This window comes from Bacillus sp. AFS017336 (assembly GCF_002555445.1).
In the GTDB taxonomy this organism is placed as follows: Bacteria; Bacillota; Bacilli; order Bacillales; family Bacillaceae_G; genus Gottfriedia.
Map to the genome: position 1 here is coordinate 78,187 of NZ_NUCO01000010.1, position 25,404 is coordinate 103,590.

The following is a 25,404-nucleotide window of genomic DNA, read 5'->3' on the forward strand; positions in this document are numbered from 1 at the left end:
ACTCTTGCAAGATTTATGCCAATTTTTGGATTCGTTGTATGAAAGGAGATAACACTATTTATCTATTTTCAAACTAGAGTAATTATCTTATAATTTACTCAATTCAGTCAATTTTAACTCAACAAACTATTTTTTGACTAACAATGTTTTTAGAGGAGGTTTACGTTTTGGCAAATACAACAAATGACAAAATAAAAATTGAGATTAGTAATGAGATCCTACAAAAAATATTGGACAATTCTCCTAATGAATTTTATGTACTTGATAAGGATGCCCGTATTGTGTATATGAACAAAGCTTGTGAAAGACATTATGGGATCAAACTAAAGGATGTAGTAGGAAAATCAAATGATGACTTAATTTCAAAAGAATATTGGAAACCGCTTATTCTCCCGCGCTTATTCAAAGAAAAGAAAACAGTCATAATGAAACAAATAAGTTATGTTGGAAAAGAAATTATTACAACAGCCATTCCTTTACTAAATGATAAACAAGAAATTGAGCTAATTATCACATCTTCACAAGATGCAAGCTATAAAGATTTATACATACCTGATGAACAGGAAATAAATGAAGCTGAACAAGCAGCAATTTATAAAAATAATATCATTACGAATAACAAGGAAATGAGTAATATTGTTAAGGTTTGTGAAAAGGTTGCTAAAGTAGATGCAACTGTATTAATTCAAGGTGAATCTGGTACAGGAAAAGGAGTAATCGCTAAATATATCCATCAAAAGAGCAATCGAAGTAAAGCTCCTTTTTTATCTTTAAACTGTGCAACTATTCCAGAAGAGCTACTAGAGTCAGAACTATTTGGATATAGAGATGGAGCGTTTACCGGGGCAACAAAAGGTGGCAAGCAAGGACTTTTAGAGCTTGCAGATGGGGGAACCGTATTTTTAGATGAGATTGGCGATATCTCACCAAAAGTTCAAGCAAAGCTTCTAAAAGTCATTCAAGAATTTGAATTTATGCCAATTGGTGGCAAACAAGCTAAAAAAGTAAATATCCGTATCCTTTCAGCGACAAATCGAAACTTATATGAAATGGTACAAAACAAGGAATTCAGAGAAGACTTATATTATCGACTTCATGTCGTTAATATAAAAATTCCACCATTACGAGAAAGAAAAGAAGATATCATTCCACTAACCTATCATTTTCTATCTGAATTTAATCGAAAGCATCACTTAAATACGATTATTTCTGAAGAAGCTTTGAATACTTTTTACAACTATTCATGGCCTGGAAATATACGACAATTAGAAAATATGCTTGAAAGCCTCGTCGTAACAAGTGATGGCATTATAAAAGTCGAGGATTTAACAGACCTATTAATCGAAAACAAAAAAGACAGTTCAGGCACTGAAGTGATTAGCGACTGTTCGCTTCTAGCTTCACTAGAAGAAGTTGAGAAAAACATTGTAATTAATTCTTATACAAAATATAGGAATACAAGAAAAGTAGCTGAGGATCTAGATATTAGTCAGTCAAAAGCCGCAAGACTAGTTCGGAAGTATTGTAGTGAATTAGACTTCTATAATTAATAATAAAAAATACCCGGTACATGGCCGGGTATTTTTTCTGCGTGTTGAAATAAATCCTAGTTAATATTGAAAAATGAATTGGGGTAACTCATGAGTAAGTAATAAGGCAGAAATATGAATTTAAGTTACTCATAGAGGGTTCATGGGTAACTAAAAAGGCTCATTTTTGAAAAGCTGTTACTCATAAAGCGTTCATGAGTAACTAAATTAGCTCTTTTCTGAAAAACTATTACTCATAGAGGGTACATGAGTAACTAAAAGGGCTCATTTCTGTAAAACTGTTACTCATAAAGGGTTCATGAGTAACTAAAAAGGCTCATTTCTGAAAAACTGTTACTCATAGAGGGTTCATGAGTAACTAAAAGGGCTCATTTTTGAAAAACTGTTACTCATAGAGGGTTCATGAGTAACTAAAAAGGCTCATTTCTGTAAAACTGTTACTCATAGAGGGTCCATGAGTAACTAAAAGGACTCATTTCTGAAAAACTGTTACTCATAAGGGGTTCACAAACTCATTTTTCAACAATCTAAAAAATACCCGATACATAGCCGGGTATTTTTCACTTTAAACCAATTACATTTGGTCCATATAGACTGTTTTGACCTGTGTATAAAAATCGATTGCTGTCTTTCCTTGTTCACGTGAACCAGTACTTGAACTTTTGCAGCCACCAAATGGTACTTGTGGCTCTGATCCTGCTGTTTCGTTGTTTACGTGCACTAGTCCAACATCAATGTCTTCAACGAAGCGCTGTGCGACCGTAAAATTGTTTGTACAAATTGCCGCGCTTAAGCCATATTCTGTATCATTCGCCATATCTACCGCTTCTTCATAATTTTTCACTTTAAAAAGCGCGATAACTGGTCCGAAAATTTCCTCTCGAGCAATACGAGCATCTGTGGAGACATTTTCAAAGATGGTAGGTTGTACATAGAAACCATTTTTCAGGTCATTTTCAGCTGGAACTTCACCACCATATAATAATGTTGCTTCATCCTTACCTGCTTCAATCATCGCAAGTACGGTATCGAGTTGCGATTGAGATACAGCTGGCCCAACAAATGTATCGTCATCAAGTGGATTGCCGACTTTTAATGTCTTTGTACGTTCTACAAGTCGGTCACGAAATGTTTCGTAAATCGATTCTTCCACAATGACCCTACTCGTTGCTGTACACTTTTGACCCGTCGATCTAAAAGCACCGCTCACAGCTATTTCAACTGCTTTTTCGATATCTGCATCGGCAAGAACAATAAGCGGATTTTTTCCACCTAATTCCATTTGAACCTTCTTACCTTTTGCTGAAGCCTTCTGCTGAATCTGATTTCCAACTTGATTTGAGCCTGTAAACGAAATCGCTTTAATATATGGATGTTCAACTAATTCAGTTCCAACGACTGACCCTCTACCAAATACACAGTTCACAACTCCCGAAGGAATCCCAGCTTCATCAAGTGCTTTTATGACATGATAGACTGATTTCGGTGTCAGATCCGCTGGTTTGATAACGACCGTATTACCATACACAAGTGCTGGGGCCATTTTCCATACAGGGATTGCGATTGGAAAATTCCAAGGAGTAATCAGTCCAATTGGCCCGATTGGTGTACGAGTCGTATATAAGAATGTATTTGTATTTCCAGAAGGAATCACTTCTCCAACTGGCTGTCTAGCTTCTCCTGCAAAGTATTCAAAGATGCTAATAGCACGCTGTGTTTCGCCGATTCCCTCGGCTAATGTTTTTCCTTCTTCTAGAGCTAGATCACTTCCTACTTCTTGGACTTTTGCTTTTAATATGTCTGCTGCTTTTTGAAGGTACGAAGCTCGCTGTTGATAAGAAAGTTTCTTCCATGACTGAAATGCCGTTTTGGCTGCAAGAATGGCTTCTCGTGTATCCTCCTCAGTACTTGATGGAAATTCGCCTAATGACTCACCATCATGAGGGCTAGTATTTTCTCGATATTCTCCTAAAGTAGGTTGTTTCCATTGTCCATTAATATAATTTGCAAAACGCATGTCATTTCCCCCAATTAGATTATTTTTAACTAATAATGCCAATTGCTAGCAATCTACTTTATTTGCTATAAAGTAAATTCTCTTTAGACTTATCTTGACTAACAGATAAAATTTTCGGATTTGTTACTACCTCGATCACAGCTGGACGGCCTGACGATAATGCCCTTTGCAGTGCAGGTGCAAAATCAGCATTTTTTTCAACCTTCTGACCGTATGCACCAAATAATTTGGCAAGCTCTGCAAAATTCGGGTTTGTCAATTCTGTTCCAATTACTCGATCTGGAAAATGCTTTTCTTGATGTGTACGAATAGTTCCATACAAATTATTGTTCACGACAATTGAGATGACCGGAATGTTGTAGCGTACTGCTGTTTCGATTTCCTGCAGTGTCATCATGAAACCTCCATCTCCTGAGAAGGAAACAACTGTTTTATGTGGCTGTGCGAGTTTTGCACCAATCGCAGCAGGTAGCCCATATCCCATTGCTCCAGATGTTGGTCCGACATATGTATTTTCATGCTCAAAGCGATAATATCGAGAAAGCCAACCAAAGAAGTTCCCTGCGTCATTCGTAATAATCGTATCTTTTGGAAGATGCGAGATGATATCATACATAAAACCATCCATGTCTACGTATTCATCTGTGTAATCTTCCTTCGCTTTTGAAAAGTTTATATATTCGTTATGTAGCTTTTCTACTCGCATTTCATCTGAAGATAACGTTGTATTTAACGCAACTGCTACTGCTTCCTCTAAAAAGGCTTTAGCATCTGCTGTAACTGCCAATGTAGGAGCGTAAACTTTTCCGAATACCTCCTCGGAAATATCAATATGAATTAGTTTCCCTTTTCCAGAAAGTAAAGAATAATCCTGCGTTCCTACTTGGGAAAATCTTGTACCTAGTGCAATCACCACGTCTGCATTGTCGATCGCTTCAAGTAAATACTTCGGTGTTCCAAAGCCTAACCAACCTGCATAACAGGGATGTGAGTTTGGAAACGCATCAAAACGACGGAATGCAGTAACAACAGGAATTTGTAACGTTTCAGCAAAGTTAACTAGTAAAGGAACAGCATGCGATCGGATGACGCCCCCACCTGCTATAAGAATCGGACGTTTTGCATTTTGAATCATCTCTACTACTTGATGAACACTCTCTTTATTTGGTCTAGTTGGCAGAGATTGATAAACTGGAATCTCGACCATTTCGGCCGTGTCTTCTAGCATGTCATGAGGCAGTGCAACTAACACAGGACCAGGACGACCTGAACGTGCAATATGAAATGCGCGGTGTAAGAGCTCTGGAATTCGTTCTACTTGATCAATCTCTACTGTCCATTTGCACAAATGACTAAACATCCCGACTAGATTAACTTCTTGAAATGCTTCCTTTTCTTTAAATGGGCGTTCCACTTGTCCAATCAGCGCAACTAGAGGTGTAGAATCTTGGCTGGCAGTATGAATGCCAATCGCCAAGTTCGAAGCTCCTACTCCACGAGTTGCCATACAGACACCTACTTCACCTGATGCTTTCGCATAGCCTTCTGCCATAAATGAAGCTCCACCTTCGTGTCTGGCTGAAATCAAGTTAATATCTGGATGCTCATATAACGCATCCATTACTCCTAGATAACTCTCACCAGGTACACAAAAAACCTTTCTTACCCCTTCCTTTGCCATAACATTGACTACAGCTTTTCCTCCACTGATTTTCATTGCTCAGCACTCCCTTCTACTATGCAAAGTCTTCCTATACAACTAGCTATCTATTAGCTAGTTGTATTTTTTATTAAGCTTTAACAGTCTCTACATTAACCTCTTCAAATGGCCAAGCTGGGAGCATCTTTCTTAAAACCTTATCTTCTCTATAACCAAGGTCATATTCAGCTTGCATAATTGTATGAACCTCTCTTGTTCCTTCATAAATTACTGGAGCTTTTGAGTTTCTTAAATAACGCTCTACCGGGAACTCATTTGAAAATCCATATGCACCATGAATTTGCACTGCATCATTTGCTGCTTCATTTGCTGCGTTACAAGAAATCCATTTTGCTAGTGAAGTTTCTCTAGTGTTACGTTTTCCATTATTTTTTAACCAACCAGCTTTATAGACTAATAGACGTGAGATTTCAAGATTTGAAGACATTTTAGCGATCATTTGTTGTACTAATTGATGTTTTCCGATTTCTTTACCAAATGTTTTTCGCTCATTACAATATTTTACGCTAGCTTCAAGTGATGCCTGAATTAATCCACAAGCACCGGCTGCAACAGTAAATCTTCCATTATCAAGCGCAGACATTGCAATTTTAAATCCTTCACCTTCGAATCCTAATAAGTTTTCAGCAGGTACTCTTACATCATCTAAAAATACTTCTCCAGTATTTCCTGCTCTAATTCCCATTTTCCCTTTAATCGCTTTTGTAGAAACTCCTTCAAAAGTACGTTCTACAATAAAACAAGAAATGCCATGATGCTTTAAGTCATGATTTGTTTTTGCAAAAATTAAGAAATGATCAGCTACATCACATAGAGAAATCCATGTTTTTGAACCGTTTAAAATATAACCATCCCCATCTTTTACCGCCGTTGTAGACATTGCAACTACATCAGAACCTGCATTTGGCTCAGTTAATCCAAATGCCCCAATTTTCTTCCCTTGTGCTTGAGGAACAAGATATTTTTTCTTTTGCTCTTCACTTCCCCATTGCAATAATGTCATGCTATTTAATCCGGTATGTACTGAAACAGCAGTACGGAAAGCTGTATCGCCTCGCTCTAATTCCTCGCAGATGATTGCTAAAGTATTATAATCCATTCCAACTCCGCCATATTGTTCAGGGATACATACGCCCATTAGATCTAACTCAGCAAGACGTTTTAAAATATTTACTTCAAAATGTCCTTTTTCATCCCATTCCTTAATGAACGGTATAATTTCACGATCTACAAATGATCTAACTACCTTTCTTACACTACTTTGTTCTTCTGTTAATGAAAAATTCATTTTATTTCCTCCTCAAATTGTATTATTTTGCTTCATTTCTTCTATTTCTAATTGAGAATAACCAAGTTTACTTATTACTTCCTCAGTATGTTCCCCATGCAGTGGTGGATGTCTTAAAACTTCGACTGGTGTTTTTGATAATTTTAGAGGTGAACCAACTAACCTTAGATCCTTTACGGTTGGATGATTTACTTCTAGAACCATATCCCTTGATCTAGCCTGTTCAGACTGTAAGGCCTCACTTACGTTATAAATAGGTCCATTTGGAATTCCATTTTTATCTAAAAGGACTTTCCATTCATCTTTAGTTTTTGTTTTTATTTTATTTGAAATTAATTCTTCAATTTGTTTTCGATGCTGTAATCGACTAGAATTTGTTCGATAAGATTCGTCTAATAAAATCGGTTCTTCAATCAGTGACGCGAATCGATTAAACTGATTGTCATTTCCAACTGCGATCACCATCTCACCATCGCTAGCCGAAAAAACTTGATAAGGAACAATATTAGGATGATAATTCCCTAATCGCTCAGGAACAGCTCCACTACATAAATAGTTGCTAGCCACATTAACTAAAGCAGCTAATTGAGAGTCAAATAGTGAAATATCAATTTCTTGTCCTTCGCCTGTACGATTGCGATGCTGCAGAGAGGCAAGAATTCCAACACATGTAAATAACCCCGTTAAAACATCTGATATGGCAACTCCCACTTTTGTTGGCTCGGCATCCTTCTCTCCAGTAATGCTCATTAAACCAGACATCGCCTGAATGATATAATCATATCCAGGAAGTGAAGAATTAGGTCCTTTGCTACCAAACCCACTAATTGATGCAAGAATAATATCTTCTTTAATCTCCTTCATTTCTTCATATGAAAAACCAAGTTTTGCTAATGTCCCAGGTTTAAAATTTTGGACGACAACATCCGCTTCTGAGATAAGCTTTTTTAAAACTTCTTTACCTTTGTCATTCTTCAGATTTAAAGTTATACCTTGCTTATTTCGATTAGCACATAAATAATACGCGCTTTCTCCTTCAACAAAAGGAGGCCCCCAACCCCTTGTTTCATCCCCACTGCTAATACTTTCAACTTTGATTACCTCAGCCCCGAGATCACCTAGGATCATCGTACAAAAGGGACCAGCTAGTACTCTAGTTAAATCAATAATTTTGACACCATGTAATGCCCCCGGCAATTTGATCACCTCTTCATCTCTTTTCCTCCGCTAATTTACTAGTTTCTACTAGACAATTAAATGGGTACCACTTCTGTAGTAGCTTTATTTAGAAAATTAAAGAGATAGATTGTCCCTCATTTTCTTTATATCTTTCATAATGCAAAACCCATGCCAACTTCAAAACTCCAATGTAGATAGTAATTACAGTCCTAAATAGAGAAAAATAAACCTAAAATTCACTCAAAACTGTCAAAATTAACTCATTAATAACATTCGGGTTGAAAGTGGGACTATCAAAAAAGGTATTTCAGCGAGAAACTGTATTATTTCAACGAGAATCAGCATTATATCGACAAGAAACAGCATTATATCAACGAGAATCAGCATTATATCAACGAGAATCAGCACTATATCAACGAGAAACAGCACTATATCAACGAGAATCAGCATTATATCAACGAGAATCAGCATTATATCAACGAGAATCAGCATTATATCAACGAAGTTCACAACTTTATCAATATAGTTCATATTTTGTTCGTATTTAAAACCCATCCAAATAGAAAAGGGGTGTCCCAATATATGAGAAACCCCTTTTCTAAAACCTTACTGATTTTTAATTTTGTTAGTTTAACACTCAATCAAATCTCGAACAGTTGGCTCAAACAGTTCGCAAGCAATCTCTCTTTGATAACGATTTTGCTTTTTAGCTTCATTAAATAAGTTAAACGTATTTTTTCTGCTTAATCTTTCAATATCATCTATTACTGCCTGAGGATCAGGTTTCACTAATTCAAAAATAACTGCATCATAAAATCTAATTGCTCCTAAATTCGCTACAAAATCATTAACCACATCAATACCTCTTTGTTTGATGATCTTGTCACCTTCAGCAGAGATTGGAATGTTTGCAGCCTCTACAATTAAACTCGCCTTTACTTTATTGGCATTTGATACATTAATTACGTCCTCTAAAGCTGCAGGAATCAAAATATCACAATCTACATCAAGCCATTCAGAGTTAGTTCTTACCACATAATTTGGTTCAAAAAACGCCTGATTCATTTCTCCGTGTGAATTTTTATGGTCAATTAATTTTTGAACATCTAATCCTTCTTCACAAGTAACAAGTAGATTTGCATCCGAAATGCCGACGATTTTATAGCCTAACTGTGATAACTTCAACGCACAACTTGCTCCTACACAACCAAATCCTTGGATAACTACTTTCGCATCTTTATTTTTCCCTTTAAACTTCCACGCTTCATCTGCACAATATGCAACACCGTAGCCTGTTACTGCATCGTTTAGAAGGAAACAATCTATTTTAGAAGCTAGCAAGTTATTAAAATCTTTAATTCGATTTTGAACACTTGCATTTTCCTTCATCGATTTAGTTAAAGGGATTCCTACGTTGAATTCATCAAATACCCTTAGTACGTCCTCATATTTCGTACCTAAATCGCTTCCTAAAGATACTCCCGCTTCTACATATGGCATCATTGCAATTAAAAATCTTCTTAATACTTCATACGCATCCGGAGCTTTATAATCATATGCAATTCCAGCTTTACAACCACCTGTAGTGACACTTTCTGAAGCCATATATTTATAGGCCATTGCCTCTGCCAAACGTTCTACTTCTTCTCTAGTCACTGTCGGATGCATTCGTGTTCCTCCACCTGCATACCCTTTGACAAAGTTATGTACTACCAACCACCCTTTTGCATCTGTCTCACTATCATTCCATTCAACTACTAGGTAAGGTTTTTTCATAGTTTTCCAGCTCCTTTAATTAATTTTTAGTAAATTCATTCTACAGTTTCTTTTTTATTGTACAGGTACTTCTCCATGATCTTGTTTAATGCCAACTTTATTTTTATGTCTTCCATGACGTATAAAGTAATAAAGATAACTTACACCCATGAACCCTAATCCACCGTACAGGGATGAACGTTGTGCCGGATCATAAGCCATAAATAAAATAGAAATTCCGCATAGAACAAGACATAAAATAGGAACTAATGGAAATAGACGAACTTTGTACTTTAAATCTTTAACATCTCCACCATTTTTAATGTATTGTCTTCTAAAATTGAATTGAGATAATGCAATTGCCATCCAGCTGAGTGTACCTGCTAGTCCAGTTGCAGAAAGCAAGACTACAAACAAAGTCTCTGCAGATACTACACTTGTTAGTAATGATACTAAAGCAAACAAAAGACTGAACAGTACTGCATTAGCCGGAACACCACGGGAATTCACTTTACCTAATGCAGCAGGTGCCATACCATTTTTGGAAAGTGACCAAAGCATTCGAGAACAAACATATAATCCAGAATTTCCTACTGAAAGGAGTGCCGTTAAAATAACAAGATTCATAATATCAGCAGCATAAGGGATCCCTACGCTGTCAAAAACTGCTACAAATGGACTCTCAACTACACCAGCATGCCTCCATGGAATTAAAGCTGCTAAGACCAAGATTGCTAACACGTAAAAAATCAATACACGAAAAATGATACTACGAATTGCTTTTGGAAGAGTCTTTTCTGGCTTTTCGCTTTCACCGGCTGCAATTCCAACAACTTCTGCGCCTTGAAATGCAAAAACAACCGCCATCATACTAGTAAATATTGATGAAAAGCCATGTGGAAAAAGTCCACCATCATTTGTAAAATTAGTAAACATCGGGGCTGAATGACCTTTACTACCAAACCCAAAAATGGCAGCCGCTCCAATTAGAATAAACGCTATAACAGCAAATACTTTAATCCCTGCAAACCAAAACTCTGTTTCAGCGTAGCCCTTTACACTAAGAATATTTAAGGATAACAAAAGAATGATAAACACAAGACACCAAACCCAGACAGGTACATGAGGAAACCATCTTTTCATCAACATCCCAGCTGCGGTAAATTCCAAACCAACAGTTGTTGCCCAACTAAGCCAATACATCCAGCCAATCGTAAATCCTGTACCAGGACCAATATATTTAGTAGCATAAGTCTTAAATGAACCCGTTACTGGCATCGAGACGGATAGTTCACCTAAACAAACCATTACAAGATACATCACCAATCCACCAAATAAATACGCAACAACTGCTCCACCTGGACCAGCTTGATTAATCGTAAGACCTGAACCTAAAAATAAACCTGTACCGATTACTCCTCCGAGTGAAATCATAAACAAATGCCTACTTTTCATGGAACGTTGTAACTGCCCTTTTTCATTATTAGATTCCATATTGACCCACCTTTTATTTTAGAATATTCAGAAAAAATAAAACGAAATAATAGAAAAATATATCTACTAAAATAGCATAAACTTTTGTAAACCTTTACATTTTCTAATAATCTCTAAAAATACTACAGAAACTAAACAAAGAACAGATGAGCTTAATGGCCATAGAATTCTCATAAAAAGTAAAATAGAGGATTGTCTCATTTTTTGATATTTATCTTCCACTTAATTACATTTTTAAACAAAATTCTAGACGAGTGAATAAGTAATATGAAATTTGTCCTCTAAAGCACCTCCTATTTCCGTCCATCTCTTACAGGAACAAATGAGTAGAACTTATCTCTCCTTACTAATCATTAAGCAAATTTCATGCCAACAAAAAAAACATAATGAAATCAATAGAAAAACCATTCCATTCATCTATTACCTACTGATTAATTTTAAAATCTACTCAATTTATTTATTTTAGACTCAATTACTTTTTTTAAGTAGTGATTTTCCTAAAATGAAATATTTCTCCTTTTTTCTCCATTTTCACATCATGCCATAAATAGATAAAATTCTACAAAAGCTATGTCATCCCTCCCAAGAGTTTATTAGGATATTTTAACCTTGATTTTATATTTGATTTTTGTAAATTAAGTCATCACTCCTTTCGTTTACGATGATCAATAAAAAAGACTCATGAATTATTCCATGAGTCTTTTGCTGTACCTATTATTAAAATGTCTTTCTATTTACTTAATCCCAACATTTCCAATATACTGTCTAACGTTGCACCTTTATAAGAAGTCTTCGCTTTCGGTACATCTTGAACAGTTTTGTTTTGTAATCCGAAGTTTTTAATAATAAAATCCATATCCTTTTTATCTACTACTTTATCAAAGTTAAAGTCTGCAGAGGCTTTATTTGTACCCCAATATGTTTGGACAGCTAACGCATCCAAAATATCAATTACATTATCTTTATTTACATCACCAGCTGCAGCAATTGGCATATTAACTTGTAGATCTTTTCCTACTAACTTACCGCGCACTTCATTTGATAAATTTACTTGTTTGTATAATGTAAAATGTCCAGGAACATCTACTCTTACAGTGTAATCATTTTTATCAGCATTAAAACCATTTGCTTCGAATGCACCATTATTATTTGTTATTGGTACTTCAACAATTGATTTTTCGTCGTATGAACTAACAGTAACTTTTGCATCAATCATTCTTTGGTCTAAATCATTATTTAATTGACCAGTCGTAGGGTCATAAGCGCCCTCTACTTGTAAAGAACCTTCTAACATTGATACTGTTTGATTATTTTTATAACCATCCATATAAGTGTAAACATCTGAGGTCTCAACATTCGATTGATCGATTGTCGTAGAATTAATCAGATGCCATGAGAATGGAGTACTTACCGTATATTTATTTAATGTCTTTACATCGAAATTAAATAACTGTAAATCCTCAGGAAGTGATTTAGTACCTTCATAATTAAAAGTAAATGTAAATTGTTGTACATTTGGCCAGTTTGTTGGACTAGTTGCTACGGTGACTTTGGCTGCCCCATATTTTTTCACCTCATCATTTACAGTCACATTCTCAATGCTAGCTTGATCTGTAAATACTGGTAACGAAATTTTAGTAGTTTTTAAGTTTTTAATATTATTTGAACGCACACTATAATTAACCGTGTCCCCCGTTGTGATACTTTGTTTATTTGCCTTTAAATAATAATATGGGTACGTATCTTTTACGAAAACGACCTTTAACATATTTGACGCGTCCGCAGAAGGATTCTTCGCAGCGTCCATACCATAAAATTGGACTTGTAATGGTTGAAATTGACTGTTAACTAAAATTTGATCTTCATAATTTCCGTCTTTATCTGTGTTGATTGGATTTGCTGGAAATCCACCATAAAACGATACAACTGAATTACTAGATTGATCAACAGGAATACCTATACGATTTGCCTCTTCAACTTCTGGATCTTGGACATTAATAGTAAAATCATATAAAAATTGTCCGTTTGAATCTAATTGACGATCATTGTATTCAATTACTTTTTGGTCTAACTGATCAAAACTACTGGTCATTGTCGGTGCACCAAGTTCGTATAAGAAATCTGAAGCTGCTGAGAATACTTTTCCACTTTCATTAGTCCCGACTAATCTTAATTTATAATGTCCAGTTTGTATTGTTTCAGCTTCACTACTAATAGGATTTTTTGGATCGCCTGTAAATGGATAATAATTACCATCAAACCCTCTTGGGATAAAATAAGATTGATTTTCATTTAATTGTAAAGTATCAAATGATCCTATTAATCCAAGGTCTTGTCCAGTAATTGGATCTTGTATTACTACATCTAAAGTCTTCATATGAGACTTTAATTCAAATGAGAAACCGAGAAATGGATACATTGTCTCTGGCCATGTGTAGCCAGTTGAAAATAGCGGATTTTCCACTTTAAATGTTGAAATCCCCTCGTTTACTACGCGCACACCAAACGGAATTTGATATTGCTCTGTTGGATCTTCATTATTAGTAAATACCACATATCCTTCATAAGTCCCTTTGTCTGCCGTTTTTGGAATGTTTAAGTTAAACTTAATCGATTTTTGACTAATTCCATTTAATTTAATTGAACTTGGCCCTACTAACGATACATTATTTAAAGCAGCATCTTTTGATCCTCTTTGATCAGTTTGAAACTTAACATTTATACTAAATGTCTTCGCCTTTTCGCTTCTGTTTTTAAGTGTAACAGTTCTTGAATCAGAAATGGCTTGGTCATTAAATCCGAAAGATCCAAAGCTCATTCCACCTGTGTCTTCATCGATTAATTTTTGTTTTCCATTAATAATGCTAGGTGTTTTATCCTTTACTACTAATTCCACATTTGAGTGAATAGCTTCATATGCATCTACTCTGCCACTGCCAACTTCAAATACACTATATGCTTTTGACAACGGGTCAGCTGTATTCATCAAAATCGACTTCACATCAGACGGAGAGAGACCCTTATTTGATTGAAGTAGTAAAGCCGATACTCCTGCAACATAAGGTGTAGCCATTGATGTACCCGATAAACGTTCATAAGCAAATTGATAATCCTGTGCTTTTGTACCATCCGCTGTTTTATCATTAATATAATATGGAACTGTTGAAAGAATTGATACCCCTGGTGCAGTCACTTCTGGTTTAATATCATAATTAATACGAGATGGACCTCTTGAACTAAAGCTAGCTAATTCATCTGATGCCGTTTGTAACTTTGAAAAATCACCAAATGTAAAATCTGATTTTCCTTCTTTAATTGCATTAGAAATGGCTAAACCATCTTCGTACGTTATTGAAAAAGAAGGGATTGCGTCCATGGACTCTCCTAATAATTCCTTGATTGTTCCTTCTGCTTTATTTGCTTCATCATTATACATAATTACGCCAGCAGCACCATTTGCTTTTGCATTTTTAATTTTATCCATTAATGCAATAGAACCCCGCTTTATAAAGGCAATCTTCCCTTTAACATCTTTTCCAGTAAAATTATAGGTGTTTCCTAAACCAACATCTACAAGTTGATATGTTTTACCTTTTAATGATGTTAAGTCATCTAAATAATTTTGAGCCATTTGTCTTAATAAGTAATTTTTATTGTTGTTAACACCTGAGTATTGATATAAATCAATTGCTACTGATGAAGCCCCTACTGTTAAAGCTAATGCTGATGTACCAGGTGCCCCGAGTGAATACAAGCTATCACCACTATTTCCCGCAGCAACTACTGTAGTCACGCCACTAATTACTGCATTATTTACAGCTACTGACGTTGGAAATAATGGATCATTAATCGTTGCACCTAAAGACATATTGATAACATCCATGCCATCGCTTACAGCTTTATCAATTGCAGCTATTATTCCATCGCTATCACCACCCCCATAAGGACCAAGTACACGATAAGAATAAATGTCTGCATCTGGGGCTACTCCAACTTTTTTATATTCACTATTTGCTACTCCTTGACCAGCAATTATACCAGCTACATGGGTACCATGCTCGGTATAATAAGCTGATGTACCATCAAATTCTGGTTCCCCTGATTTTTTCCAGTCTTCATAGGTTGTCTCCATCGGATCGTTATCATTGTCAATAAAATCATAACCACCTTTATAAGCGTCCTTTAAATCAGGATGGTTATAATCAATACCAGTATCTAATATCCCAATCTTTATACCCTTTCCTGTATAACCTTCAGCATGTAAGCGATCTAATCCGTCGTAAGGTGAGTAATTCCCAACTTTAGCTTCGTCTGCTTTCAATTCACCACTTTTGTCTTCTTCTGGAGGTGGATTAATCGTAAATGTTTGATTACTCCATATCTTCTTTACAACTTTAGACTTTAACAGCTCATTAATTTGATTTGCCGGTAAACTCATTGACACACCATTAAAAGCATTTTTATATGTACGTTTAATTTTAAAATCCAATTTTTTATTATTGGATTTTAACTTCTCAATATCTTTTTTAAACTCTTCATGATCACTTTCAACTAAACTAGATGCTTTTGCTTCCGTTAAACTATTACCTTCTAGACTCGCTTCTATTTGAGCAACTTTTGCTGGTTTATTAGTGAATTCAACAATGACAGGCGTTTGAGCTGTTGATGCTAAATTAATATCAGGTGAAACTTTGAGCCCTGTTTCATCCGTCGTTGATAATTGATGTAGAGCTGCTCTTTGTGAAGATGATAAATTCCCGAGAATATCTTCTACTTTGGAGTTACTCTTTGCTTGTGAGACTAATGTTGCTTGACCAAATGAACCAAAAACGAAACAAGTAGATAAAGCTAAAACTGTTAAACTCTTTACAGTTTTATGTTTTTGACGATTCTTCCCCATTTTCTTCCTCCTAGTAAATCATGTATGTAGAGAGAAATTTCCATTTCTAAATATTCAGAAAAATCTTTCTGAAATTATCTTAATCTCTGTAGATTTACACAGCAATGGGGGTTATTCACTCTGAAAACTTTACTACTAGGTGAAATAAATGAAGGAAAGATGACGAATGCTTGTTAATAAATGGGGTTTTTACATTAAAATCTCCTATACAAACCATAAAAAGCCTTATATTAAATACAAGGCTTCTATTTATTAACTTTAAACAAGCTCACTGTTTTTTCGATATCGATCTACTATTGAGTGTGTGAACTGATTAGCGCGCTCGATATCTCCTCTTTTTAAATAATAATCGAACAATTTAATTTCATAATTCTCAGTTGCAAGACCATAGCCTTTCTCCTTAAAAAACGGATATGCAACTGTCTCTAAATATTGGTAGTATTCTTCTATTAAATTTTGAATTTTAAAGACATGTAACTGAAAATAGTGTAAATACATAGCATCGTTTGATTTATTTGCTAAAGCGAGCCCTTTCTTTGCAGTTTTAATCAAGTCTATATTAGATTGTAGACCTAGTTTTGAAGCTGTATTTAAATATCCTTCTAAGGTTACTAGATAATGAGGATGTGATTTATCACGTAATTTTAAGGACTGACTATAATAATCGAATGCTTGTTTATATGAACCATTACGAAATTGTTGGTAAGCATAATTATGAAGCAATTTAGCTTTTTGATCATTTAAACCTAGACTTTCAGCCATTTCAATTAATCTTGGATACCCTGAATCTTTTGTATCAAAAATTTCTTCTTGTTCAACTTGAATCAACATTAACATTTCAGTTTCAAGAATGCGATTAAAGCTGTTCTCATTCGTAAAAAATTGTAATGCTTTATTAGCGTAATGATACGCAAGCACATGCGAATTCATACACATATAGGCAACAGCTAGATCAAAATAATATTCCGGATTATTGTAGTAGGTTAGATCAATTCTCTTTAAATAAGAAATCGCTCGTTTATATTCACCCTGATAGTCAAGATAAAACTTCCCCTTAATATGATATAGCATATTTTGATCATAAGGTGAAAGTTCTTGCCAACAATTCATCTCTTCAATCAAAGCTTTAGCAAGATTTTTTTCACCAATTAATAAATAATATCTAGTTAAAACCAGTGTGTAAAAACGATAAAAATCTTGGATTTTCAATAGCGAGATTCCTTCTAACTTGGCTTTCATGCTTGTTGCTTTTGAATTTAGTTTTAAGATTATTGCTTCATGCCATTCTTTTAAAACTGAATTCAATTTATAGTACGTTTCGATTTCATCATGCATGTTTATATCAAGTTTTTTAGCTAACAATTTGATTGTTTCTTCAGATACTTCTGTTATACCACGTTCAATTTTGCTAATATGCGTACTAGAACAAATTTGATTCCCTAAGTCTGCTTGCCTTAAACCTTGAAGTTCACGGTAAAACTTTATTATTTTCCCTTGGATCATGTTGTCCCCCCCTTGTTTTTTCCGCATTAGTATACTTAAATAGTTTAACTACCCCTAATTCTATTAAATTAATATTTATACTACGTATTTTAAATCATAGTTTTTAATGTTATCAATGATAATTGCTATTTCTATCAATTGGTAAAAATATACTTCCTTAAAATCTATTTAAAATGTTAGAATAAAACCCCAATAAATTTTGATACTTTCTAACCTAGATTTAATGAAAACAGATAAAAAAAATCTCCATCATATAATTTCCTCAATAAAAACAGGTAGTTTGTACCTAAAGAAACCCCCTTTGTAATCTCCAAAATTAGATATTAACATTACTCCCATGAGAATTTTTTGAAAATTAAAAAATGAAAGTTTTCTGAAAATTTTTAATCAAGTTGAAAAGAGGAGAAATATGAAAAAGAGTAAACATCGATTGGTTTATCAGACTTTAAAAAAAGCAACTCCTGTAGTGTTAACATTGGGGCTAATCCTCCCAACCACGCATTCTAGTTTGACGAATGCAGCTACTAAAACTCAAAGTAGTGCCGAAAAAATTCTAGCTTCCTTAACGGATGCACAACGAGCAGCATTACAAAAGTCTGAAGCAAAGGAACTATATGGACTTCAAGGGTTTGATGAGAAAGAGCTAAAAGATAACAAAGAGATTTCCGTTATCGTTCAGTTTAAATCAAAACCAGATCAAGTAGCTGTTGTTGATGCTGCTTTAGATGGAAAATCGTTAACAAGAGATGTAGCACAAAGCAAGGTCGATCAAGATCATTCCACATTCTTAAATGATCTCAAACAAATCTTTCCTGCTAAAGCTGGTTTGCAACGATCTCTTCCCTCAACTGGAAAAGGTTTAAATATGGTAGAAACACCTTACCAAATCAAGCGTTCCTTCAAAGCTTCCTATAATGGAGTTTCTATGACGCTACCAGCAAACCAAATTGAATCACTTATGCAGTCAGATGTTGTTCAAGCAATTTACAAGGATACAACGTTTACAATTGAACCACCTTCTATTGCAGAGTCTAATGGAAAGCCTGGTAAATCAGAAAATACGAATTCAACTGTGACTGGCGATCCTGTTTCATTCTTAGGTGTAGACAAGCTACACGAAGAAGGTATCACAGGTAAGGGAGTCAAAGTAGCTGTCATCGATACAGGAATTGACTACAATCATCCTGATCTCAAAGATGCCTACAAAGGTGGATACGACTTTGTAAATAATGACAATGATCCGATGGAAACAACCTATGAAGATTGGAAAAAATCAGGATCAGCTGAATTTGCTGCTAACGGTTCTGCCTATTACACCGAACATGGCACTCATGTATCAGGTACAATCGCTTCACAAGCGAAAAGTAATAGTGAGATTTCCGTCACAGGAATTGCTCCGGACGCGGACTTATATGTGTATCGAGCACTAGGTCCATACGGTTCGGGCACGTCCTCTAATATTATTGCTGCAATTGATCAAGCAGTAATATCAGGAATGGATGTTATGAATCTTTCGTTAGGTGCTACCCTTAATGATCCATACTATCCAACTAGTACAGCGATTAACTATGCTGTTTTAAGTGGTGTAACCGCAGTAATTGCAGCTGGAAACTCTGGACCTGGGTTCTATACTTTAGGATCTCCTGGAGCGGCGGCTTTAGCACTTACTGTTGGTGCGAGTGATATTTCGATGCCAATTACAACCATGAAGGGTAAAGTTGCATCTGAATCATCGATTGAACTACAAACGATGGCAAGAAGTTTTTCTGATGATCTCACAACATTAAAAGGGAAAAGTTTTGACATGGTTGATGTTGGATTAGGTGGAGATGCTGACTACACAAATAAAAATGTAGCAGGCAAAATCGCGTTAGTCGAAAGAGGTACCTACGCACTAGCAGATAAGATTAAGTTTGCAAAAATACATGGTGCGAAAGCAGTTCTTCTATTTAACAATGTTGAAGGCCAAATTGGGGCTTATATTGGAGAAGCAAATGACTTTATTCCTACTTTCTCTGTAACTCAACAAGACGGACAAGCTTTAAAGACGCAAGTTGCTGCAGGTAACAATAAATTAACCTTTACTGATGTAACTGTTACCGAAACAGAAGGAGATAAGCTAGCGGATTTTAGTTCCCGTGGTCCTTCATTAGCCAACTTCGATGTAAAACCAGAAGTTGTCGCACCAGGTGTTAGTGTTCTTTCCACTGTACCTGCTTATATAACTAACTCAGATACACCTACTGATTACTCAAGTGCCTATGCTCGAATGAGTGGAACATCTATGGCGACACCTCATGTAGCAGGTATAGCAGCCTTAATGTTACAAGCTAATCCAAATCTGCAACCTGAGGATATTAAGACCCTTTTAATGAATACTGCGGATCCACTAAATGGAGACTATCTTCCTTATGAACAAGGAGCAGGTCGAGTCGACCCAAATGAAGCGATTCATCCAAAAATGGAAGTTCAAGTTAAAGATGAAACCCTCATTCCATTCGGAGAAGAAATGGTCAAAATTGACGAAAAGTCGGGTGGAATTAGCTTTGGTGAACTTTATACAGGTGAGGACCTTTCAATTAATAAAAAAGTGACTTTGCAAAACTTTGAAAAAGAAAATAAAAAGTTAACTGCAACTGTTCATTTTCAAAATATAAAAGGTACTTCTGACCCAACTACTAGCGGAATAAAATTGGCCGTAGACCCAGTGATTCAAGTCAAGAAAAACGAAACTAAAAATGTAAATGTATCGCTTACTTTTCCGAAAACAGCAAAAGAAGGCGTCTATACTGGTTATGTTATCTTAACAAACCAAAAAGATAAAAATGAGCAATATCGTATTCCTTTTAGTATACGAGCAGTAGAGGAAGGCTTTTATGGATATGCACTCAATAAAGCTACAACAACTTTAGAATATAGAATTTCGCAAACAGAACCGATGGGAATGGCTTCAGGTACTGTTGCGCCTGTACTAACTTTTAATATGAAAACACCTATGCAAAATATGGATATCGTTTGGCAAGATGGAAAAACCGGCCAAGATCTAGGATACGCTACATCAATTGATCTATCTAAATTAAATACAAATACACAGATTATTTCCCCCTTAGCTATATTTGGTAGCTATTATCCATTTACTGGTGATCCTGATCATCCGATTTCTGCTATTGCTCAAAACGCAAAACCAGGTTACTACAAGATAAAGCTGATTTCGACCAATGCGAAAGGTAAAACCTTTACCGGTTATCTTGATCTTTATGTAGATATTGAACAACCAGAAGTTACTACATCATTAGATCAGGAATCACCATTTCACGAATACAAACCTGGACAAGAAACGTATCCTTTTTCGATGCAAATTACTGATCCACAGGTGAAGGAAATGCAAGATGCTGGGATGGACGTAGATTTATCGGATACTTCTTTTCAATATACCTTTATTAATTCAGCTGAATCCAATATTATTAACATGGATAAAGATGGAAAGTTTTCAGAAGATATTGTTATGTATCCAGAATACCCAGTTCAAAGCTTCACCGTAAAAGGTAGAGATGTGGCTGTAAACAGTACTGTTAAAAAACAATACTATTTTATCAAAGAGGGTACACCAAACGCATATATCACTAGCCCAATAAAAGAAGTAACGATGGGTGATACCGTAAAGGCAACATTGAAATTAGATAATATTTCATCCCTATCATCTGCTAACTGGACTTTCGCTAATCTAGATAAAAACTTTGAAATAGTCGATGCCAAACCAAATGCAGAGTTAAGCCAATATGGAGAAGCAAAAGTGACTCTTACGAATTCAAGTAGTCCAACTGTACAATTGGATCTGCCATCAACGACTCAAATAAATGACAAAGTGGCTGCGGTCGATGTAACTTTAAAAGTGAAAGATGCTGTTTTTGGTACATCTATTAAAATAGATCCAACAGTTACGATTAACACCTTAGAAGGAACTACTAATTTAATTAAAGCAGGATATACATGGGGGTTATTATCTTCCTTCTCTGAACTTGAAGGTCCGCTTAATGCTGAAGGATTTTTAAATCCAGGTACAACAAATAAATATAAAAATGTAGATTGGCCAAACTCAGGTGCATCCATTAAACTAACACAATCAAATGGTAACGTATTTGATATTACACCGAATTTAGTAAAGGATGTCAACCGCTTCTCTATTTCAAAATTACCACTAACTGGCGATTCATGGTCTTGGGAATTCACTTTACCAGGTCACTTTATGGTAAAAATTCCGATGATGTCTGGTTTCGAATACAAGGGTACTCTGTTTGGTCAACAAAAGAAACTTGCAACCTCTTACTTTATTAAACAGGCAGTTGCTGGTGATGTGAATCAAGATAATGTGATTGATGTTCTTGATGCATTATACATCCAAACATATTGGGGCACTAGCAAAAGAGAGGCAGATATTAATTTTGATGGAAAAGTTGATGCAAATGATTTGAATTTTGTAGAAAGTAACTATCTGAAACAAAATCAATATGCAGAGAATGCACCTGAGCCACAAAAACAATATAAATCTGCTACTTTAGAAAGTATTAAAATTGCTTTAGGCGTACAATAAACTAGCTTTCTTATATTTAAAATACTATTATGTTCGATTTAAACTACAAAAGCCCCCTGCTATTCGGGGGCTTTTTCTGTGTAATGCACAAGATTGTAATCAATATTCTAAGTAAACTTCATTGAAAAAATAGTATATTTCATTGTTATGACTGAGGTTATACTATTCAATCTCTACTAGTCATTTTCGACATAGTGTCACACATAGAATTTATTTCCTATATCAAGAAATTTGTAGATATTTCCCGGGAATTTGTAAAAATTTGATATAAATTAAAATCTAATTTGTTATATGTTTCAAAGGAACTTTTGATGTATTGTTTAGAGATTTTTTGTATCGTGTTCAAATTTTTACGATTAAAAAGACTTTTGTATCAATTGCAATTTGTATCAGCCAACGATATGATACGAAACAAAAAGCCGATACATCCTTACGGAAGTATCGACCTTAAAGTACTTATTAAATTTTCATTATCAAAAATATGAAACAAGTTTTCACAAGATTAGCATAAAAAGATTTTAATAGTTCCTTTATTTTCTAAATAAAGAGAAAAGCCATCCCCATTTATCTTTAGGCTTTTGTATCACAATTTCTAAACGTTTATTAAAATCATCTTGTGAGCGCCATTCTGTTCTCTGTTCTTCTCGCATGTTTTGTAATTCTTCTTGTAAAAAATCATTTTTTTGTTTTTCTTGTTCCAGTAATGTCTCGTATTGTATTTTTTGATGTTCGGCTAATTTTTCAATTTTGATATAAGTTTTTTTGGATGAGTTTCCAATATTTGCGCTTATATCATGATGATCTTGTTGAAGCCTGGAAACCGCCGTTTTAAGTTCTGTCATATCATTTTTCAGCTCAACATTCATTTCACGTGCAGCTGCAAGTTCACTGACTAAAAACCTTAAAAACTCTTTTAATTGATTTGGGTCATGTGGTAAATTTTCATATGTATCGGATACCGCAATTTGTGTTTCATCAAAACCTTCTAATCTTTCTTTTTGTTGAAATACGAGGTCTTTTGCAGTATCTTCCAGGGACTTGTCTGTATCGCGTAACGCTATAAGCACTTTAATATCAGATTGAACAAATATACGCCGTTCGCCATCTTTCAAAAACTCATATCCATTGCGCTCTAAGATTTGTCCATACTTTCGAACAGTAGGCGTTGCAATACCCAGTTCTTCTGCTACTTCCTTCGAAGAAAAAGCTCGTTCATTCGGTTGTATATCACTTCGCATAAAGAACCTCCTTTTTAACAAATATGAAGGATTTTTCGGCATATTGCAACATATATCACTATGATATAAAAAAACCCCTTTTCACACTTAAGGAAAATAGGGTCTAAACTCATTATTTTAAAGTTAACATTAATTAGAACCTAATGCACCAACTACCTGATGAGGAACATAAGGCTCCTCCAAATAAGCAACCTCTTCAGCAGTTAACTTAACCGATAAAGCCCCTACTGAATCTTCAAGATGGGAAATTTTCGTGGCACCAATAATTGGAGCAGTAACTGGTTGTTTCTGTAGTAACCAGGCAAGTGCGATTTGTGATTTTAATACGCCTTGTTTTTCGGCGATTTCCGCAACCCGCTCCACTACGAGTCGGTCAGTATTTTCCGTTGCACCGTATTTCGATTTCTGAGTTTCATCTGTCTCAGATCTTAGTGTCGTATTTGACCAGTCACGTGTCAACCTTCCCGAAGCAAGCGGACTGTATGGAATTACGCCGATCTTTTCGTCTTTACAAAGAGGCAGCATCTCTCTTTCCTCTTCACGGTATATAAGGTTAAGATGATTTTGCATTGTTACAAATCTAGTCCAACCATTTTTTTCTGCGACATGTAAAGCTTTCAAGAATTGCCATGAATACATAGCAGAAGCACCGATGTATCTTACCTTACCAGCCTTCACTAAATCATGCAGTGCTTCCATTGTTTCTTCGATTGGGGTGTGATAATCCCAACGATGAATTTGGTATAAATCCACATAATCCGTTCCGAGGCGTTTAAGACTTTTATCAATTTCGCTCATAATATGCTTACGGGAAAGTCCTGACCCATTAGCACCTTGATGCATAGGAAAATAAACTTTCGTTGCAAGTACGATTTCGTCTCTATTTGCATAATCTTTTAAAGCTCGACCTACATATTCTTCACTAGTTCCGTCTGAATAAACGTTCGCTGTATCAAAAAAATTAATTCCTAAATCAAGTGCTTTTTTTATGATTGTACGACTGTTTTCTTCATCGATTACCCATGGATGGATCCAACGATTCGCGTCTCCAAAACCCATACAACCAAGGCAAAGTCTAGATACATCTAATCCTGTATTTCCAAGTTTTGTATATTCCATCAAAATATCCTCACCTTCAAAATATGTAATCTATTACTATTAAAAACTAACCCAAACTATACTTGGACTATGTCGCTTAAATTATGATTAATAATCTCTACTAATTTAAATTCTTTTTTCTCATATTCAAATTTCAAAATGCAACAATTCCCAATTCTTACTTGTTGTGCAATTGAACTAGTGTGCTCCCAATATCTCATAAAATTTCTACAAGCCGCTCCATGCGATACAGCTAAAACTATTTCATTATCTTCTTCCATTATTTTTTGGCAAGTAGTAGCAATTCTTAGTTGGAGGTCTTTTTGATCTTCCCCACCAAACTGAACAAAGAAGTCACCGTATGGTAACTGTGGATTTAAATCTTCACTTTCACCTTCAAACGTTCCAAAGTTCCATTCCTTTAATCCTTTTAATCTTGTATACGGCAAATCCGTCACAAGCTCTAACGTATCATTTGCTCTTTCAGATGTGGAGCAATAGGCGTGATCAAAAATAATATTATTGTCTTTAAAGTACTTTGCAACAGTCTCTGCTTGTTTAATTCCTAACTCTGTAAGTGGTGAATCACACCAACCTTGAATTTTCCTTCTACTATTAAATAATGTTTGCCCATGCCTCATTAGATACAAAGTCTTTTTCATTTGCATCCCCCTATTTGAATGTTAATAGAATATTTCCATAATCAAGTCCTCAGGAAAAGAGCCAATTGAACTTCTTTAAAATTCAAATCAACTTACAATCTTATATTATCAATATATTAAATTTAATCGTTAGCATATTCCTCTCAATTAATTGCCTATTTCTCTTAATTCGAAAAATGCTTTGATATTTTTTCTATTCTATTGAATTAAATTTAAACGAACTTTTTTTCGTGTGAGTGCTTTGTTGATTTATCGAAGGGATGGTTATTTTCCTTAAACTTTTCATTTCTAGCTGATTGTTTGTTTCATTCTTTCTATAGATTAGTAGCTGATTCTTACCCATTTTTCCCTAGAATTAGAAAGAATTAAGTCAAATTTGCTTATTTATATTTGAAAGCGACCGTTATTG

At 35.1% G+C, this 25,404-nt stretch carries 14 protein-coding genes; 3 read left to right on the top strand and 11 right to left on the bottom strand.

Annotated elements, in window-relative coordinates; translation table 11 throughout:
• The first annotated feature begins 167 nt into the window (after positions 1–167).
• On the top strand, positions 168–1,550 hold the full coding sequence (locus CN601_RS04720; RefSeq protein WP_257131609.1) for a sigma-54 interaction domain-containing protein: 1,383 nt from the start codon (positions 168–170) through the stop codon (positions 1,548–1,550).
• A 574-nt stretch (positions 1,551–2,124) separates the two neighbouring features.
• On the opposite strand, the gene CN601_RS04725 is transcribed toward CN601_RS04720, so the two are convergent.
• From CN601_RS04725 to CN601_RS04740, 4 genes are all read right to left on the bottom strand, one after another.
• On the bottom strand, positions 2,125–3,567 hold the full coding sequence (locus CN601_RS04725) for an aldehyde dehydrogenase family protein (protein ID WP_098170268.1): 1,443 nt from the start codon (positions 3,565–3,567) through the stop codon (positions 2,125–2,127).
• Between the two features lie 58 nt (positions 3,568–3,625).
• Positions 3,626–5,284 (bottom strand): thiamine pyrophosphate-dependent enzyme, encoded by a 1,659-nt coding sequence (locus tag CN601_RS04730; RefSeq protein WP_098170269.1) that lies wholly within the window; start codon positions 5,282–5,284, stop codon positions 3,626–3,628.
• Between the two features lie 73 nt (positions 5,285–5,357).
• Positions 5,358–6,575: an acyl-CoA dehydrogenase family protein gene (locus CN601_RS04735; protein ID WP_098170270.1), complete on the bottom strand. Its 1,218-nt coding sequence runs from the start codon at positions 6,573–6,575 to the stop codon at positions 5,358–5,360.
• A gap of 12 nt (positions 6,576–6,587) precedes the next feature.
• Entirely contained in the window at positions 6,588–7,772 is a 1,185-nt protein-coding gene (locus CN601_RS04740) for a CaiB/BaiF CoA transferase family protein (RefSeq protein ID WP_098170271.1), read from the bottom strand.
• A 266-nt stretch (positions 7,773–8,038) separates the two neighbouring features.
• On the opposite strand from CN601_RS04740, the gene CN601_RS26495 reads away from it, so the two are divergent.
• Positions 8,039–8,302, top strand: coding sequence for a hypothetical protein (locus CN601_RS26495; protein WP_179865439.1), 264 nt, complete (start codon positions 8,039–8,041; stop codon positions 8,300–8,302).
• An 82-nt stretch (positions 8,303–8,384) separates the two neighbouring features.
• Here CN601_RS26495 and CN601_RS04750 read toward each other — a convergent pair whose 3' ends face one another.
• From CN601_RS04750 to CN601_RS04765, 4 genes are all read right to left on the bottom strand, one after another.
• Positions 8,385–9,530, bottom strand: a complete 1,146-nt coding sequence (locus CN601_RS04750) for a Glu/Leu/Phe/Val family dehydrogenase (protein WP_098170273.1) — start codon at positions 9,528–9,530, stop codon at positions 8,385–8,387.
• A 54-nt stretch (positions 9,531–9,584) separates the two neighbouring features.
• On the bottom strand, positions 9,585–11,003 hold the full coding sequence (locus CN601_RS04755; RefSeq protein ID WP_098170274.1) for an amino acid permease: 1,419 nt from the start codon (positions 11,001–11,003) through the stop codon (positions 9,585–9,587).
• A 730-nt stretch (positions 11,004–11,733) separates the two neighbouring features.
• Positions 11,734–15,903 carry a S8 family serine peptidase gene (locus CN601_RS27840; protein ID WP_098170275.1) on the bottom strand — a complete coding sequence of 1,390 codons (4,170 nt, stop codon included), beginning with the start codon at positions 15,901–15,903 and terminating at the stop codon, positions 11,734–11,736.
• A 258-nt stretch (positions 15,904–16,161) separates the two neighbouring features.
• Positions 16,162–17,406 carry a helix-turn-helix domain-containing protein gene (locus CN601_RS04765; protein ID WP_098117320.1) on the bottom strand — a complete coding sequence of 415 codons (1,245 nt, stop codon included), beginning with the start codon at positions 17,404–17,406 and terminating at the stop codon, positions 16,162–16,164.
• Between the two features lie 409 nt (positions 17,407–17,815).
• On the opposite strand from CN601_RS04765, the gene CN601_RS27845 reads away from it, so the two are divergent.
• Positions 17,816–21,997 (top strand): S8 family serine peptidase, encoded by a 4,182-nt coding sequence (locus tag CN601_RS27845; RefSeq protein ID WP_098170277.1) that lies wholly within the window; start codon positions 17,816–17,818, stop codon positions 21,995–21,997.
• 530 nt (positions 21,998–22,527) lie between these two features.
• Here the strand turns inward: CN601_RS27845 and CN601_RS04775 are convergent.
• From CN601_RS04775 to CN601_RS04785, 3 genes are all read right to left on the bottom strand, one after another.
• Positions 22,528–23,235: a hypothetical protein gene (locus CN601_RS04775; RefSeq protein WP_098170278.1), complete on the bottom strand. Its 708-nt coding sequence runs from the start codon at positions 23,233–23,235 to the stop codon at positions 22,528–22,530.
• 129 nt (positions 23,236–23,364) lie between these two features.
• The gene (locus CN601_RS04780) at positions 23,365–24,354 is read right to left on the bottom strand and encodes an aldo/keto reductase (RefSeq protein ID WP_098170279.1); all 990 of its coding nucleotides are present in this window, start codon (positions 24,352–24,354) and stop codon (positions 23,365–23,367) included.
• A 56-nt stretch (positions 24,355–24,410) separates the two neighbouring features.
• A complete protein-coding gene (locus tag CN601_RS04785) occupies positions 24,411–24,995 on the bottom strand; it encodes a histidine phosphatase family protein (protein ID WP_098170280.1) in 585 nt (194 codons plus the stop codon).
• Positions 24,996–25,404 lie beyond the last annotated feature (409 nt).